The 15,355-nt window shown below is 67.2% G+C and carries 14 protein-coding genes; 8 read left to right on the top strand and 6 right to left on the bottom strand.

What is annotated here, in order from left to right:
* Window positions 1–453, top strand: a 453-nt coding sequence (locus ACYVJ0_RS09585) for a hypothetical protein (RefSeq protein WP_460817516.1), incomplete at its 5' end; no start/stop codon positions are given.
* Window positions 454–804: 351 nt separating this feature from the next.
* Here the strand turns inward: ACYVJ0_RS09585 and ACYVJ0_RS09580 are convergent.
* A complete protein-coding gene (locus ACYVJ0_RS09580) occupies window positions 805–3,006 on the bottom strand; it encodes a hypothetical protein (protein ID WP_460817514.1) in 2,202 nt (733 codons plus the stop codon).
* A 532-nt stretch (window positions 3,007–3,538) separates the two neighbouring features.
* On the opposite strand from ACYVJ0_RS09580, the gene mobF reads away from it, so the two are divergent.
* On the top strand, window positions 3,539–7,051 hold the full coding sequence (gene mobF, locus ACYVJ0_RS09575) for a MobF family relaxase (protein WP_460817521.1): 3,513 nt from the start codon (window positions 3,539–3,541) through the stop codon (window positions 7,049–7,051).
* 10 nt (window positions 7,052–7,061) lie between these two features.
* Here the strand turns inward: mobF and ACYVJ0_RS09570 are convergent, their stop codons facing one another.
* Both ACYVJ0_RS09570 and ACYVJ0_RS09565 read right to left on the bottom strand, forming a co-directional pair.
* Complete coding sequence (locus ACYVJ0_RS09570) at window positions 7,062–7,190, bottom strand: Lsr2 family DNA-binding protein (RefSeq protein WP_460817513.1); 129 nt, start codon at window positions 7,188–7,190, stop codon at window positions 7,062–7,064.
* Between the two features lie 126 nt (window positions 7,191–7,316).
* Window positions 7,317–8,084 (bottom strand): hypothetical protein, encoded by a 768-nt coding sequence (locus ACYVJ0_RS09565; protein WP_124896075.1) that lies wholly within the window; start codon window positions 8,082–8,084, stop codon window positions 7,317–7,319.
* A gap of 127 nt (window positions 8,085–8,211) precedes the next feature.
* On the opposite strand from ACYVJ0_RS09565, the gene ACYVJ0_RS09560 reads away from it, so the two are divergent.
* The 6 genes from ACYVJ0_RS09560 to ACYVJ0_RS09535 all read left to right on the top strand — a co-directional run bounded on the left by ACYVJ0_RS09560 (window position 8,212) and on the right by ACYVJ0_RS09535 (window position 12,389).
* Window positions 8,212–8,445: an addiction module protein gene (locus ACYVJ0_RS09560; protein WP_124896074.1), complete on the top strand. Its 234-nt coding sequence runs from the start codon at window positions 8,212–8,214 to the stop codon at window positions 8,443–8,445.
* Window positions 8,442–8,753 (top strand): type II toxin-antitoxin system RelE/ParE family toxin, encoded by a 312-nt coding sequence (locus ACYVJ0_RS09555; RefSeq protein WP_124896073.1) that lies wholly within the window; start codon window positions 8,442–8,444, stop codon window positions 8,751–8,753. The genes ACYVJ0_RS09560 and ACYVJ0_RS09555 overlap by 4 nt, the downstream gene beginning before the upstream one ends.
* 33 nt (window positions 8,754–8,786) lie before the next feature.
* Window positions 8,787–9,284: a hypothetical protein gene (locus tag ACYVJ0_RS09550; protein WP_124896072.1), complete on the top strand. Its 498-nt coding sequence runs from the start codon at window positions 8,787–8,789 to the stop codon at window positions 9,282–9,284.
* Window positions 9,285–9,670: 386 nt separating this feature from the next.
* Window positions 9,671–10,807 carry an NAD(P)-binding domain-containing protein gene (locus tag ACYVJ0_RS09545; RefSeq protein WP_460817510.1) on the top strand — a complete coding sequence of 379 codons (1,137 nt, stop codon included), beginning with the start codon at window positions 9,671–9,673 and terminating at the stop codon, window positions 10,805–10,807.
* 383 nt (window positions 10,808–11,190) lie between these two features.
* The gene (locus tag ACYVJ0_RS09540) at window positions 11,191–11,988 is read left to right on the top strand and encodes an alpha/beta fold hydrolase (protein ID WP_449854389.1); all 798 of its coding nucleotides are present in this window, start codon (window positions 11,191–11,193) and stop codon (window positions 11,986–11,988) included.
* 95 nt (window positions 11,989–12,083) lie between these two features.
* Complete coding sequence (locus ACYVJ0_RS09535; protein WP_460817508.1) at window positions 12,084–12,389, top strand: DUF7882 family protein; 306 nt, start codon at window positions 12,084–12,086, stop codon at window positions 12,387–12,389.
* A gap of 12 nt (window positions 12,390–12,401) precedes the next feature.
* On the opposite strand, the gene bcp is transcribed toward ACYVJ0_RS09535, so the two are convergent.
* The 3 genes from bcp to aroA are packed head-to-tail and all read right to left on the bottom strand — an operon-like array spanning window position 12,402 to window position 15,283.
* Window positions 12,402–12,872, bottom strand: coding sequence for a thioredoxin-dependent thiol peroxidase (bcp, locus tag ACYVJ0_RS09530; protein ID WP_460817506.1), 471 nt, complete (start codon window positions 12,870–12,872; stop codon window positions 12,402–12,404).
* 27 nt (window positions 12,873–12,899) lie between these two features.
* Window positions 12,900–13,946, bottom strand: coding sequence for a ribosome small subunit-dependent GTPase A (rsgA, locus tag ACYVJ0_RS09525; protein WP_449854386.1), 1,047 nt, complete (start codon window positions 13,944–13,946; stop codon window positions 12,900–12,902).
* Window positions 13,943–15,283, bottom strand: coding sequence for a 3-phosphoshikimate 1-carboxyvinyltransferase (aroA, locus tag ACYVJ0_RS09520; protein WP_460817504.1), 1,341 nt, complete (start codon window positions 15,281–15,283; stop codon window positions 13,943–13,945). Before aroA ends, rsgA begins: the two co-directional genes overlap by 4 nt.
* Window positions 15,284–15,355: the final 72 nt, after the last annotated feature.

Below are 15,355 nucleotides of genomic sequence, written 5' to 3'. Positions count from 1 at the left end.
CTGCACGACGAGCTGGACCGCGTCGGCCTTGAACTCCTCAGTGAACTTCCTGCGATTCGTAGACATCTCTGCCTGTCGTTCCTTCCTGGTAACGACCGTCTACAAGAAGTGTCACACCCCATCCTCTACTTCCTCGCCGGGATCGGCTGCTACGGCGCCGTCCGGCTCGGACACACTGAATGGTTCTACCTCGGCATGCTCACCTGCTGGTGGACCGCCCTCAAACTCACCGTCCACGGCCTCGCCGCTACCGTGCGCCTGCTCATCGCTCGCGGCCACGAGAACCTCGCCGTCCGCACCGCCATCCGCAACGAACGACGCACCGCCCTCTCAGAAGGTCGAACCGCACCGACCCACACCGCCGCAGAACGCCGCCGCATCACCCGCAACGTACGGCACACACTGTTCACGCAGTACGAGATTCGGGCAAACAGCCCCTTCGACTCTGAATGATCGGCCGCAGACGAGGCTTCGGGCTGCTCGACTTACGCGAACCCAGGCCGACTCCAATCACATAAGTGGAAGCGAACGGCGGGAAGCCTCACGGAGCCCGGTGACGCGTAATCTCGGCATGTCGGGTGACGTCGTCGAATCCGACCTGTTCGGACAGGGGTAGGGACGGGTGCGGCGAAACACAGTCAATAGCTCTGACGGTTGGGGCGTCCTGTTGATCGCGAAGTGGTCCGAGGTTTAGTCGGATGGCAGGAGGGAGAACGACAACGCGATGTGAGTAGCCGCAAAGACGCCTCGCCATGGAAAACTCAGTGCGAACGAAATCGTGACGTTCAACTTGCGAGCAGTCGTCTATCTATTCATGGAGATCTGAGCCTTGATTTCCGACTCCATCTGACGAGTTCCACCCAGAGATTTCGCCCCTAGTCGAGTGCGTTCATAATCCATTCGGTCGCGGACTTTTCGCCTCAAAACGCGCTCGTCTAGGTCGGCATTCTCTGCCCGGATAGAGTCAGAAAGCTCGATCAAGGATCTAGGAATGTTTTCGACTCTGGAGACGTCTGTGATCACAGGTAAAGAAACTTGATGTCCCTTCTCGAGCGCAGATCTCATGGGGCCCAGGCGCAAATATTGACTCAAGAAATCTGGGCTGAGAGCGGGGGATGAAGAAGGTGCACTCGAACCCAACCTATCTTGGAGATAAGTCTTGAGTCGAAGTGCGGTCTTATCCATAGTGAGCCACCATGTACGGTAACCCATAGGTCCCTTCTGCTCAGTCTTGCGAAGTTCGAGCACGCCAACAGTGTTTTCAACGTCGTGAGCCACGAGACGGCTCACCGTATGAGGGTCAGTGGCAAAATCGTCGCCGGCTCCTCTCCTCCGATCATGCTGTTCTGTCCAAAGCTCTTGCACGGCCGCGCGTAGCTCGATGTCGCCACGGTCTGCGACTTCTTCCAGACTTCTTTCTTGAATCGAGAATACTTCGTCCAAATAGTCGCGCACATCGTCCAGCGGCCTTTCCTTGCCGCGAATTTGATCCTGCCACGCAAGAAACTCGCCGCTCGGTCGCCCTGACAGGATGTAAGCAGAGTATACGAAGGGGACGCGGCCGTTCCAATCGCGGGACCGCGAGTAGCTAAAAGCAACACACCTATTAAGATGCCGTTCGACCTCTTCGATGACGCCGGGAGTCACGAAGAGATTGAGCCCGGAGTCGACCGCAGCCCGGAGTAGTTGCGTATAGAATCGGCGTTCTGGGGCTTCTACCAGAGCTTCCGCGATTAAGGGCAGAATGGCCGAAGTATCGAGCCAAATATCGCCCTCGGAGAAGACCGATAGAACAACCTTTTGGACATCTGGTGTCTGTCGCAAAAACGCAAATAGTGTGTACGAATCTGATAACCGGCGCAGGTGCGCATTCGTCGCGATAGTCGGCGCGGCCAAAACATCTCTGATGGCGGAGGCAGCCAGTTCGGCAGTTGTAGGCAACTGTGGAGAAATGTTTCTAACTTCTTCAAGGAGCGCCTCGGAATCAAGTTGCGGGGTCTCTCCTGTAGAGATCGCCGCGGCGAATTCCTCGGACTGTTGCAAGAGCACCTTTTCGAGGGTTTCTCTCAGAACCGGGCCTAGCGACGAATAGGCTTGCTCGTCAATTTCAATATCAGCGATGGCCAGAAGGCCGTCTACGAGAGCGGCCTCCAACTCGCGTTCATCCAGCAGAAAGCGCGCTGCTCGTTCATCGATTTGGACAGATTCGTCATGGCTTATGTGGAACTCGTCGACTTGGCGAAAGTGTTTGATGGGGCCACCTTTTCTAGCCACGCGGGTCAGAGCTCCATCAATAATCGCGTCTAACTGCCCGGGTGCGCCGGCCGGCACAAATGCGCCGATCGAGGCGTGCACTTGGGCGCGCGACATGCGATTATCAGCAGAAGTACCACGGAGGGCTGCAACAATCAGTGATTCGAAGCAACTCTTTGTGAGGTTTCGATCACCTGCTACGTCTTGAGAATCAAGGGCAAGCTGAAGTAAAGCTACTCTCGATTCAGGGCCGGTGAGACTTGTAGCGCTTGCTGGCGCTGCGCCCGCCCGGCTGAGAAGTGGATTGACGAATTGCTCCGCCAAACGTTCGCTCGCAACAGACCTCTGCGGGTAAGTGTTCTCCCTTTCGACAAACCACTGGCGGTCTCGAACATCCAAACTGATGGCCGAATCGCGCCTTAGCGACTTCTTAAGGACATCGGCCGATGCGCCAATAACTTGGTTCGTCGCATAGATCAGTTCACGAACGTTAGGAAAGGTGTCCGACAGACGTTTTACGGTCTCCCTTATCTTCGTGTCCCAGTCCTGCCTGACTGATATCTGTATAGCAATCGTCGGATCATCCATCGGAACATAAAGCTCCGCGTCTCGACCCCCGTCTCCCGACGCAGAAGCGGTCGACCGCATCTCTGGGTAGTCGACCGCCAAGAATTCAGCTGTGAACTTCTCGAAGGCTCGCCAGTCACCACCCTCGATTAGGGAGAGTGCCAACTCGAGTCGGGTCTGAGGCATACGCAGAGGATATCTGACGCGCCCTAGCCGGAGTAGGCGTAGTTCCTGTCGAGTCTCCGGTGGCCGCCGAGCGAAATCTCTCGTCGGACAAGCTCGCCGGGGCGCCCGGAGAGAAACGTGACGATCGCAGAATCCCACCTCCGCTACCAAGAACGCGAAGTCCTCACCCTCCTCGACCTCCTTGCACTGGGCACCCAGCCAAGGGACGTCCTTCGTCCCCCGTGAGACGAGGACCGGGACGTTGCCGCATCCTCGTTTGTACTACGAGCTGCTCAGATCCGGCCGTCGTTCGTGACGCAGATCAGATGGCTGGGTGGCGAGTCGAAGGGACTTCAAGTGTGCCGGCTGAGTGGGCTCTCGGTGCTCACACGTCGCCTGTAGCCCCGTGCTCGATGCCCACTTCTCTTGGCCGGATCAGGTAGCGGCATAGAACTAGGGCACTCGGGAGGTTCGTCTGCAAGCGGGCTCATAGGCCGCGGGACAAGTTAACTCCGGGGTTCGTCGATCGCACCTGTCCCGTGTGACGGTGTCGATGCGTGTGCTCAGCGCGGGCGAGGGGTATCGGTATCTCCTCAAGAGCATCGCTGCTGGTGACACGGGGCGTGACCTCGCGACGTCGCTGACCCGGTACTACACGGAAGCGGGCACCCCGCCGGGGTTCTGGCTCGGTACTGGCTTGACCGGTTTCGAGGACGCGGCGGCCGTCGCGGACGGTGAGGTGGTGACGGAGGATCAGCTACGTCATCTCCTGGGTCGGGGTGAGCATCCGACGACGGGTGAGCAGCTCGGGCGAGCGTATTTCGCGTTCAAACCGTTGCGGGAGCGGGTGAAGATCCGCACCGGCAGGCTGTCCGATGATCTCAACCCAGAGCAGCGGGAAGCGGCGGTGCAGAACATCATCCGTGAGGAGAAAAAGCGCAAGCGCCCGCGCACGGTCGCCGGGTATGACTACACGTTCTCCGTCCCGAAGTCGGTCTCGGTGCTTTGGGCTGTTGCTGACGGGGGCACGCAGGCGCTGATCGGGCAGGCGCATCACGCGGCGATCCGGAAGGTTCTCGATCTGATCGAACGCGATGTCGCGGCGAGCAGGACGGGCACGAACGGGGTAGTCCAGGTCGATGTGCGGGGGGTGGTGGCGACGGCGTTCGATCACTTCGATTCCCGCGCAGGCGATCCTCAATTGCACACGCATGTCGTGATCGCGAACCGGGTGCAGGCGGCGGACGGAAAGTGGCGGACGTTGGATGGCCGGCCCATGCACGCGGCCGTGGTCGCGTTGTCTGAGCACTACAACGCGGTGCTCGCCGATCACCTCACCCGTGTCCTCGGCGTGGGATGGGAGGCACGCGATCGCGGCCGGGACCGCAACCCTTCGTGGGAGATTACCGGGGTGGATGATGCGTTGATCGATGAGTTCTCGTCGCGGTCGGCGGCGATCGATTCCGAGAAGAACCGGCTCATCGGGGAGTACGTGGCACGTCACGGGAAGTACCCGTCGGAGACGACGATCATCCGGTTGCGGCAGCAAGCGACTCTCGCCACCCGTCCCGCGAAAGAAGTCCGCTCCCTCGCTGATCTGACGGAGGAGTGGCGTGGACGGGCGACCCGGGTGCTGGGCGAGGAGAGCACCACGTGGGCGACGCATCTTCTCGCATCCGGCGCCGTCTGGGGAGCCCTGCGTGCGGATGATCTTCCGTTGGACCAGGTCACCGCGATCGGTGAGGTCGTCGTCACGCAGGTCGGGGTGAAGCGGTCGACGTGGCGGCGGTGGAACCTCTACGCCGAAGCATCCCGGCAGACGATGGGACTGCGCTTCGCGTCCACCACCGACAGGGAAGCGATCATCGGAATGATCGTCGACGCTGCCGAGACCGCGTCGCTGCGGCTGACCCCGCCCGAGCTCGTCACCCCGCCAGCGGAGTTCACCCGTCCAGACGGGTCGAGCATGTTTCGCCCGAAGCATCACACGATCTTCTCCTCGACCCGCATCCTGGAAGCCGAAGACACCCTCCTCGCTCTCTCACAGGCCACGAACGCCCCGGCCGTGCCGCTGCGCACCGTCAGCGCGGTCGTCGCCCGGCGAGACAAACGGGGCATCAGGCTGTCGGTGGAGCAGCAAGCCGCTGTAGAGAAGATCGCCGTCTCCGGGCGGAGCGTCGATCTGCTTGTTGGTCCTGCGGGAACGGGCAAGACCACGACCCTCGGGGCGCTGCGCCGTACGTGGGAGAAGGACCACGGAACCGACACCGTCATCGGTCTCGCACCGTCCGCTGCCGCCGCGGAAGTACTCGCGGAAGACCTGGGCATCGAGACCGACAACACCGCGAAGTGGCTCCACGAACACGACCACGGCCGGTGGAACCTGCAGGCCGGGCAGCTGGTCATCATCGACGAGTCCTCCCTCGCCGGCACCCTCGCCCTGGAACGCATCGCCACCCACGCCGCCGAGGCTGGCGCGAAAGTCGTCCTCGTCGGCGACTGGGCCCAGCTCACCGCGGTCGATGCGGGCGGAGCATTCGGGCTGCTGGTCCGAGACCGCGGCGATGCCCCCGAGCTGGCGGACGTGCGCCGCTTCCACGCCGAGTGGGAGAAGACAGCATCCCTGCAGCTCCGTCTCGGCCGGACCGACGTGATCGACACCTACGACGATCAGGGCCGGATCATCGGCGGCGACTACGACGACGTCCTCGAAGCCGCCTACCGGTCCTGGTACACCGACATCGCCGCCGGCAAGAGCAGCCTCCTGATCGCGGAGACCAACGAGACCGTCACCGTGCTGAACAGCCGCGCCCGCGACGACCGCATCCTCGACGGCCACGTCGCCGCCGACGGCGTCCGACTGCGAGACGGCACCCGCGCCGGCACCGGAGACATCATCATCACCAGGAAAAACGACCGGCGCCTGACCACCGGCGGTGCGTCGTGGGTGAAGAACGGCGACCGGTGGCGCGTCACCGAACACCACGACGACGGCTCTCTCACCATCGCACGCGCAGACGCCCGCCACGCCACCACCGTCGTGCTCCCCGCCGCCTATGTGTCAGACAATGTCGATCTCGGATACGCGGTCACCGCCCACCGAGCCCAGGGCGCAACCGTGGACACCGCGCACGCGATCGTGCACTCCTCATCAATGACGCGGGAGAACCTCTATGTCGCGATGACCCGCGGCAGGGCCTCGAACACCGCCTACGTCGCCACTGACCAAGCCCACCTGGAAGAACACCAGCTCCCCGACACCGAGCCCACCGCCCGCTCGATCCTCTACGGAGTGCTGCAGCATGAGGGCGCGGAGAAATCCGCGCACGAGACCATCGAAGCCGAGCAGCAAGCGTGGGCATCGATCGCGCACCTCGCCGATCAGTACGAGACCATCGCGCAAGAAGCGCAGACCGAGCACATCACGGAACTCCTTGTTCGTGCGGGCCTTGACCAGAACCTCGTCGATGAGCTGACGGAGTCGGAGACGTTCGGGTCCATCGTCGCCACCCTGCGTCGCGCGGAGGCTATCGGGCACCAGCCAGACCGGCTGATAGACCGGGCACTCAAAGCCGGACCACTCACCGATGCCGACGATCCTGCGAGCCTGCTGCGCCACCGCGTGCAACAGCTCGTCATGCGCACCAGCCCTGGACGCGGACGAGGAACACGGCGCCGATTCATCGCCGGTTTCATCCCCGAAGCAGTCGGCGCCATGCCCGAGGACATGACCCGCGCGCTGACCGAACTACGAGCACTCATTGAGCAGCGCGCCCAAGCCCTCGCGGACGACGCCCTCACCGAGAAGCCTCCCTGGATCAAGACCCTCGGCCCCCAGCCTCGTCCCGGTTCAGCAGCGAGAGAGCCGTGGGACATGGTGGTGCGCATGGTCGTCGCCTACCGGGACCGCTACGGCATCACCGACCGGATCCCGCTCGGGGCGAAACCAGATGCAACCCAGCAGCGCCTCGATCACGAACGCATCGATGGCTTCCTCACCAGCCTCCGCCAGCCTGGTGCGCCTTCGGCCACTCCCGAGGTCACGCGAGAGGGGATCGGACGGTGAGCGTTCCCGGTCAGGGCGCGGCGTCGTACGTGGCGAGGATCGCCGCCGAGACACGTCCCCGGTCGCTCACCGTGTACCCGTGAGCCTGCGCCCGCTCCCGGATCGTGCTGAGATTGCGGCCCTGGCCGGCAGAAGACACCGGCCGCCCGGCTGGCTGAACCGCCGTTCTGCGTGCCATGCGTTGATCGTGACGCACCAGAGGGGCGCCGCATTTCTGCGACGCCCCCTGGCACCTCAGCCTCAGTATGTCCCTATCCGTACGCGGTCATCTGCTCAGTGGCTCCGCGCGGGCGGCGATGTTGCGACCGGTGACCCCGGTCGCAACAGTCGGCGACGCCGGCCCGAGCTGCCGGACACGCTCCGACGGCGCCGCCGCCTCGGCCGCGTGAGCGATACTGCGGGTCAGGCCCACGTGTCCCAGCGAATGATTCCACGCCAGGTGATACGGGCCGCTGCGGAATTCTCTATCCCATGTCCCGGCCGGCGGCGTGGCGTAGACGTGACCGTTTGCGGCGGCCGCCTGCTCGGTCTCGTCTCCGAAGTCCCACTGCGCCAGATGCGCGATCGCTGCCTCCGGGCCCCGCTCCTCCAGAATCGAGAGCGCGGCGTCCGCGTCTTCGCCCTGCAGGAACACCACCGACGCCCACGGCCCTTCCTCCTCACCGGACCGCCCGGTGAACACCTCCGGTTCTTCGAGCTCGAACGACGCCATCGCCAGCTCGTCCTCGTTCAGATACGCCTGCTCATACACCCACTCCGGGTAGGCGTCATCGGGCGGGCACATTCCCGACCGGTATCTCTCGCCGGCATCAGAGAGGAACCCCGCCAGTACCCCGACCATCCGCGACGCCGGCACATCCATCCCGCCCGCATACAGATCGGCGCCCCGGTAGACCCGGTCGCCGGCTCGCACCTCATATGAGAACTGCATCCGGGCCCCGCTTGCCTCATCGGGTGTCGCGCCTGCCTTCTCGACCCGCAGCGACATGCCGCCGGCCACCGTCGATGCCTTGCGATCCAACTCCGAAGCCATGACCACTCCTCGCATCTATCGATCCAGAGGTACGAGACGACCACCCCAGGCGGCGCCGAGGACTCCTCCCATCCTCATGACCGGGTAGACCTCGCTGATCTGGACGGCGCCACGGTAGAATCGGGGCATGACGGTGACTGAGGTGATCCAGGCTGCGATGGCGCTCACGCCCGAGGAGCGCTCGCGGGTCGCCGACGTGCTCTACGACGTCGATGCCCCCGACCAGGCGGTCATCGATGAAGCTTGGGCAACCGTCGCCACACGAAGGGCCGATGAGCTGGAGAACGGGACGGTCGCGGTGCTATCCCGTGAGGAGGCCAACGCCTACCTCGACGCCCGTGCGGCCGAGAGAAGCGCTTGACGCTTCGTGTCGGGTTCCACCCTGATGCCGTTCGTGAACTGGACGATGCGATCCAGTGGTACGACCAGGGTGGCCTGCACCGCGGCGCGAGGTTCCGCACCGACGTCGACCGGGTCATCGACCGTCTCCTTGAATGGCCGGAGTCGGCCGAGATCATCCCGGCCGCACCGGCCGGCCGTGTCTTCCGTCACGCCAAGGTGCCTCGCTCGCACTACCGCATCGTCTACTACGTCACCGACGAAGCCTTGAAGATTGTCGCGATCGCCCACGAACGGCGCATGCCGCTGTACTGGAGCGGAAGATACTGACACCGCCACGGCGACCGCAACTACCCTGAAGGCATGGCGACGATCTTCCTCAGCGTGCGGGTCGCGCTCGATGACGTGGATGAGATGCTCGATGTTGCGAGCGGCCTCGGATACGAGGCACGTCCGATCGGCGGCAGGCGCGGCAGCACTCTCGTGCTGTTCGAGACGATGACCGTCGACGAAGCAACGGGCGAAGGCGCCGCCGAACAGCAGGTGCGTGAACGTGTCGCTGCGGCGTTGGCAGAACACGACATCGAACACGAGGTGATCGGCAGTGGGGCGGATGCATCGAGCATCACGAAGTCGCTCTTCACGATCAGGCCCATCGGGGCCACCGACGAGACCAACACGCTCGAGATCCGCGCTGACAACCGAGCCGAGTTCGAACAGCGCCTGGCCGCCGTGCGTTCGCTGTTCAGCCGGGAACCGTGGCCGAGCCAGGACCTCGTCGGATACGAGGTCACCGTCGAAGGCCTCGCCGCCGGAGATCCCGACGTGCAGCGCCCGCCCTTCCTCCCGAAGCGGCGATAGATCCACGACAGACTCGTGCAGATGCCAGCTGGGACGAGTACAATTTGTCCTGTGTCACGGCTCGTTTCGGCGGGTGCAACAGCCTTTTCGGTATGAGTGGCACGCAGGTGGCACGGACGGTCTGCGGAGACGCAGAGACCGCAAGATTACGTCCTTCCCGACGAGAACTGGGACTTCTGAGCTCCTGATCCGATCGCGCGAACGGGCCTCCTTCGGGAGGCCCGTTTCGCGTTTCCGGGAGGCCCGTGCGACGGATCCCGGTTCCCGAGGAGATCCCGGTTCCCGAGGAGCCGTGGCGACGTGATCGTCCTCGCGAACCGGGATCTCCTCGGCAGCCGTGCCCAGGTGCAGGGAATGCCCGCCCGATCCATGCGGTTGAAAGGATCGTGGGGGAGAACGCGGGCCGGCGTGCGAGCATCGTCGTGATCGGGGCCGGGCAGGCGGGGCTCTCGGCCGCGTTCCACCTGCGGCGCGCGAGATTCGTGAGCGCGACCGCGGATCCCGGCGCTGCGCGCACCTACGTCGTACTCGACGCGAACCCGGCACCGGGCGGCGCGTGGCAGCGCCGGTGGGCATCGCTCACCGTCTCGGGCCTGAACGGCATCTTCGACCTGCCCGGCCTCGCGCGGCCCGACATGGATCCTGGCGAGGCGAGTCGCGAGGCCGTGCCGCGCTACTTCGCGGCGTTCGAGGAGCGCTACGGCTTTCCGATCCTCCGGCCGGTGCGGGTGGAGAGCGTCGACTTCGCGGACGACGACGAGGACGGCGACCTCCTCGTCCACACCGATGCCGGCATCTGGACGACCCGTGTGGTCATCAACGCCACCGGCACGTGGAACAACCCGGTGCGGCCGGTGTACCCCGGGCAGGAGACCTTCCGCGGGCGCCAGCTGCACACGCGTGAGTACGGATCGCTCGACGACTTCGCGGGCCAGCGGGTCGGGATCGTCGGCGGCGGGATCTCGGCGGTGCAGCACCTCGAGGAGATCTCGCGCGTCGCGCAGACGTTCTGGTACACGCGGCGCGAGCCGGTGTTCATCGAGGGGGAGTTCGACCCGGAGACCACCGGCCGCAGCACGATCGAGAAGGTCACGGCCGACGTCGAGGCGGGGCGGCCCACGGGCAGCATCGTGGGCTACACGGGCCTTGGCTGGTCGAGCTCCGCGCGCACGGCACGCGATCGCGGCGCTCTCGTCCGCCGCCCGATGTTCACACGCATCGAGCCGGACGGCGTGCGTGAGGCCGATGGCACGCTCACGCCGCTCGACGCGATCGTGTGGGCCACCGGCTTCCGGCCCGATCTGAGCCACCTCGAACCGCTATACCTCCGTAACGAGCTCGGCGGCATCGCCATGCGCGGCACGCAGGTCGCGGGCGAGCCGCGCGTGCACCTGATCGGCTTCGGGTCGTCGCAGTCGACGGTGGGCGCGAACCGCGCGGGGCGGGAGGCCGTCGCGAAGGCGGTGCGCTACCTCGATGCGGTCTCGGGCCGGGCGCGGGAGGCGCAGCACGTCCGCCCCTGAGGCGCACCCGGCCGCGACGTCCTGCCCGGGGGTATTCCCTCGCCGGCTCATCGCGCGTAGTGTCGCAGTCGCGTTTCCGCGCTGGACCGTCCCTCCCGGGTTCGAGCATGCTCCTCGGGAGGGGCGGCCCTGCTTACGCGGCGCCCGGCCCGATGTCAAGCCTCCGGACCCCGCGAGCGCGCGCTGGCATCCTGAAGGCACGCGACGCGGATCCTTTCGGGGGAAGGGACCTCAACGCGTGGGGTGCGGCTTCGGGTCCCGCACACCCTCACACCATCGCCCCGCCCGGGTCGAGCGCTCTGCTCCCCGGGCGGGGCGGTTCGGTGTGCGGGCCGGACCCGGCGCAGGCCGCGCGGCCGTCGCGAACGCGCGAGAATGAAGCCATGACCGCTCCGCTGATCACCGAGCTGCCCGATCCCCGCTTCGTGATGAGCGAGGAGGGCCATCGCATCGCCACCTACACGTGGGGGTGGGAGGACGAGAGCGCGCCCGTCGTGCTGTGCGTGCACGGGTTCGCGTCGAGCTGCCGCGACAACTGGGTGGCCACCGGCTGGGTGCGCGAGCTGCTGCGCGCCGGCTTCCGCGTGATCGGGATCGATCAGCGCGGGCACGGCGCGAGCGACAAGCCGCACGAGCCGACCGACTACACGATGGATGCGCTCGTCTCGGACGTGCGCGTGACGCTCGACACGTACCTCATCGACACCGCGCGCTACGCCGGCTACTCGCTCGGCGCGCGCGTCGGCTGGCACGCGGCGGTGGCCATGCCCGAGCGGATCGAGCGGGCCGTGCTCGGCGGCATCCCCGACGGGCGGCCGCTCGGCCGGCTCGACCTCGCGCAGGCGCGGGCGTTCGCCGAGCACGGCACCGAGGTGACCGATCCCGTCACCCGCAACTACGTCACGCTCGCCGAGCGCGTGGCCGGCAACGACCTGCGCGCGCTCGTGGCGCTCGCCGGCGGCATGCGGTTCGGCGACGCGGATCCGGATCTGGGTGACCCGCCGCAGCAGCCGACGCTGTTCGCGACGGGATCGGAGGACGCGATCCTCGAGGACTCGAAGCGTCTGGCGGCGGCGGTGCCGAACGGCCGGTTCCTGGAGGTGCCGGGCCGCCACCACTTCAACGCGCCCGGTTCGCGCGACTTCCGGGGCGCGGGCGTCGCGTTCCTCGCCGGGGCCTGACGGCATCGGTGTCGCCTCCGTGACGGCGAGGTGAACGATCGTCACACACCGGAATACCGGCCGAATCACATCGGCGGAGTTCCTAGCCTGACGCCATGGGCCTCTTCATCTACGACAACGCCGATCCCCCGATCCGCATCGACGACCGCACGCTCTGGCACCTCAAGACGGTCATCCTCACCAAGCTGCGCCGCGGCGAGAGCTTCAGCGTCTCGTGGGCGCACCCCGATGACGAGGGCAGCACGACCGTCTGGCTGCATCCGACGATCCCGCTGCGCTTCGTCTTCGACTCGGCTCACCCGCCGGAGCTCAACCGCCAGTGGCTCGTGGAGCTGAACGGCTCGACGGTGGAGCACGGCGGCATCACACTCACGCCCGAGCAGGTCAGCGCGGCAGCCTGAGCGGGCCCGGCGTCAGTCGATGCCGAGCTCGCGGCGCAACCGGGCGACGTGCCCGGTGGCCTTGACGTTGTAGAGGGCCTTGGTCACGACGCCGTCCTCGTCGAGGACGAAGGTGGAGCGGATGACGCCCATGACGACCTTGCCGTAGTTCTTCTTCTCGCCCCACGTGCCGTAGGCGTCGTGCACGGCCCTGTCCGCGTCGCTCAGCAGCGGGAAGGTGAGCCCGTCGCGCTCGGCGAACTGCTTCAGCTTGGCCGGCTCGTCGGGCGAGACGCCGAGCACGGTGTAGCCGGCGCCGGCGAGCGACGCGATCGAGTCGCGGAAGTCGCACGCCTCGGTCGTGCAGCCGGGCGTCATCGCGGCGGGGTAGAAGTAGAGCACGACCTTCTGGCCCCGCAGATCCCGCAGCGAGACGGGCGATCCGTCCTGATCCGGCAGGGTGAAGTCGGGGGCGGGGGTTCCGGGTTCGAGGCGCGTGGTCACGCCTCCCAGCCTAGTTCGGCTGCCGGATCACCAGTCCTGCTTGTCCTTGAACGTCTCGAGCAGGCGCTGCAGCGAGTCGAGGCGGCCTGCCGGCAGCGTGCCCGCCGCGACGGCCTCGTTGAGCGCGCAGTCCGGCGCGTCCGGCAGGTGCGTGCAGCCGCGGGGGCAGTCCTCGGCGACGGCGAGCAGATCGGGGTAGGCGCGCAGGATGTTGTCGGGGTCCACGTGCCCGAGGCCGAACGAGCGCACGCCGGGGGTGTCGATCACCCAGCCCGATCCGGCCGCGCCCTCGTAGCGCAGCGACACGGTGGACGACGACGTGTGCCGGCCGCGGCCGGTCACCTCGTTGACGTGGCCGGTCGCGCGGCCCGCCGACGGGACGAGCGCGTTGACGAGCGTCGACTTGCCGACGCCCGAGTGTCCGACGAAGACGGTCGTGTGCCCCGCGAGCGCCTCGCCGATCTCGTCGAGGGGCGCCGCATCGCGCGACGAGCGGAAGACCCGCAGCTCGTCGAGGCCCGCGAAGTGCTCGAGGAAGGGGGCGGGGTCGGCCAGGTCGGTCTTCGTGACGACCATGAGCGGCCGGATGCCGGCATCGAGCGCGGCGACGAGGTAGCGGTCGACCAGCCGCGGGCGGGGCTCGGGATCGGCCGCGGCGACGACGACGAGCATCTGATCGGCGTTGGCGACGACGACCCGCTCCACCTGATCGGTGTCGTCCGCGCTGCGCCGCAGGAGCGACGTGCGCTCCTCGATCCCCACGATCCGGCCGAGCGTGCCCTCGCGGCCCGACGTGTCTCCGACGACGCGCGCGCGGTCGCCCGTGACGATCGGCATCTTGCGCAGCTCGCGCGCCCGCACGGCGCTCACGGCGCGCTCGCCGGGGAGCCCCTCGTCGACGAGCACGCTGTAGCGGCCGCGGTCCACGCCGAGCACGCGCGCGATCGTCGCGTCCTCGTGCGCGGGGCGGCGCTTGGTGCGGGGGCGGTTCGCCTTGGGGTTGGGCCGCACGCGCACGTCGGCCTCGTCGAACTCCGGCTCGTCGTCGAGGTCGGCGTCGTCCAGCCAGCTCACCGGCTCGCGCCTCCCGCGAGCAGTCCCTCCCAGAGCGCGACGAACTGCGGGAGCGTCTTCGCCGTCGTGCCGATGTCGTCGACGACGACGCCGGGCACCGCGAGGCCGACGAGCGCGCCGGTGGTCGCGAGGCGGTGATCGTGGAACGCGCGCCAGGTACCGCCGCGCAGCGGGCGCGGCTCGATGCGGATGCCGTCCGGCAGCTCCTCGGCGTACCCGCCGAGGGCCTCGACGTTCTGCGCGAGCGCCGCGAGCCGGTCGGTCTCGTGCCCGCGGATGTGCCCGATCCCGCGGAACGTGGACGGGCCGTCGGCGAACAGCGCGAGGCCGACGAAGGTCGGCGTCAGCTCGCTCACCGCCGACAGGTCGAGGTCGACGCCGTGGATGCCGCGACCGGCGGCGACGGTGAGGGCGCCGCCGCGGCGCGAGACCTTCGCCCCCATGAGGGCGAGCAGCTCGCTCAGGTGCGCGCCCGGCTGGGTGGAGTGCGGCGGCCAGTCGGTGACCGTCACGCTGCCTCCCGCGAGCATCGCCGCGGCCAGGAACGGGGCGGCGTTGGACAGGTCGGGCTCGACGTGCACGTCCTTGGCGCGCAGCGGGGCGGGCGGCACGATCCACTCGTTCGAGCTCGGCCGCTCCACCTGCACGCCGCGGCGCGCGAGGGCCTCGACCGTCAGCTCGATGTGCGGCAGGCTCGGCAGGCGCTCGCCCGTGTGGCGCAGGTGCAGTCCCACGTCGAAGCGGGGCGCGGCCAGCAGCATGCCCGAGACGAACTGGCTCGACGCGGAGGCGTCGATCTCCACCTCGCCGCCGCGCACGTGGCCGCGCCCGTGCACGCGGAACGGCAGCGACCAGCGGCCGTCGTCCTCGACGTCGACGCCGAGGTCGCGCAGGCCGCGGATCATCTCGCCCATCGGGCGGTGCAGGGCGCTCTCGTGCGCGGTCAGCAGCACCTCGCCGTCGGCGAGCCCCGCGAGCGGGGCGACGAAGCGCATGACCGTGCCGGCCTGACCGCAGTCCACGGTGCCGCCCGTGAGAGCGCCGGGGGTGACGACGAAGTCGGGGCCGTACGCGCTCGCGCCCTCGACGCGCTCGATGCCCGCGCCCAGCGCGGCGAGCGCCTCCACCATGCGCGCGGAGTCGTCGGAGTGCAGCGGCGCGACGATGCGGCTGGGGCCCTCGGCGATGGCGGCGAGCACGAGCTCGCGGTTCGTGATCGACTTCGATCCCGGCACCGTCAGCGTCCCGCGCAGCGGTCCGGGGGAGGCGGGCGCGGCGTACTCGCCGCGGTCCGCAGCGGGGCCCGGCTCGGTGGGGGAATACCCGTCGGCACTCATCGGTTTCCACCTTAGGTCACAGCCCGCGAAGGGACCCGTCGCGCCAGGCGGGACACCCGGCGGACAGGAGAG

It is taken from the genome of Microbacterium petrolearium, assembly GCF_054782875.1.
This window is presented reverse-complemented; position numbering and strand designations above follow the sequence as displayed.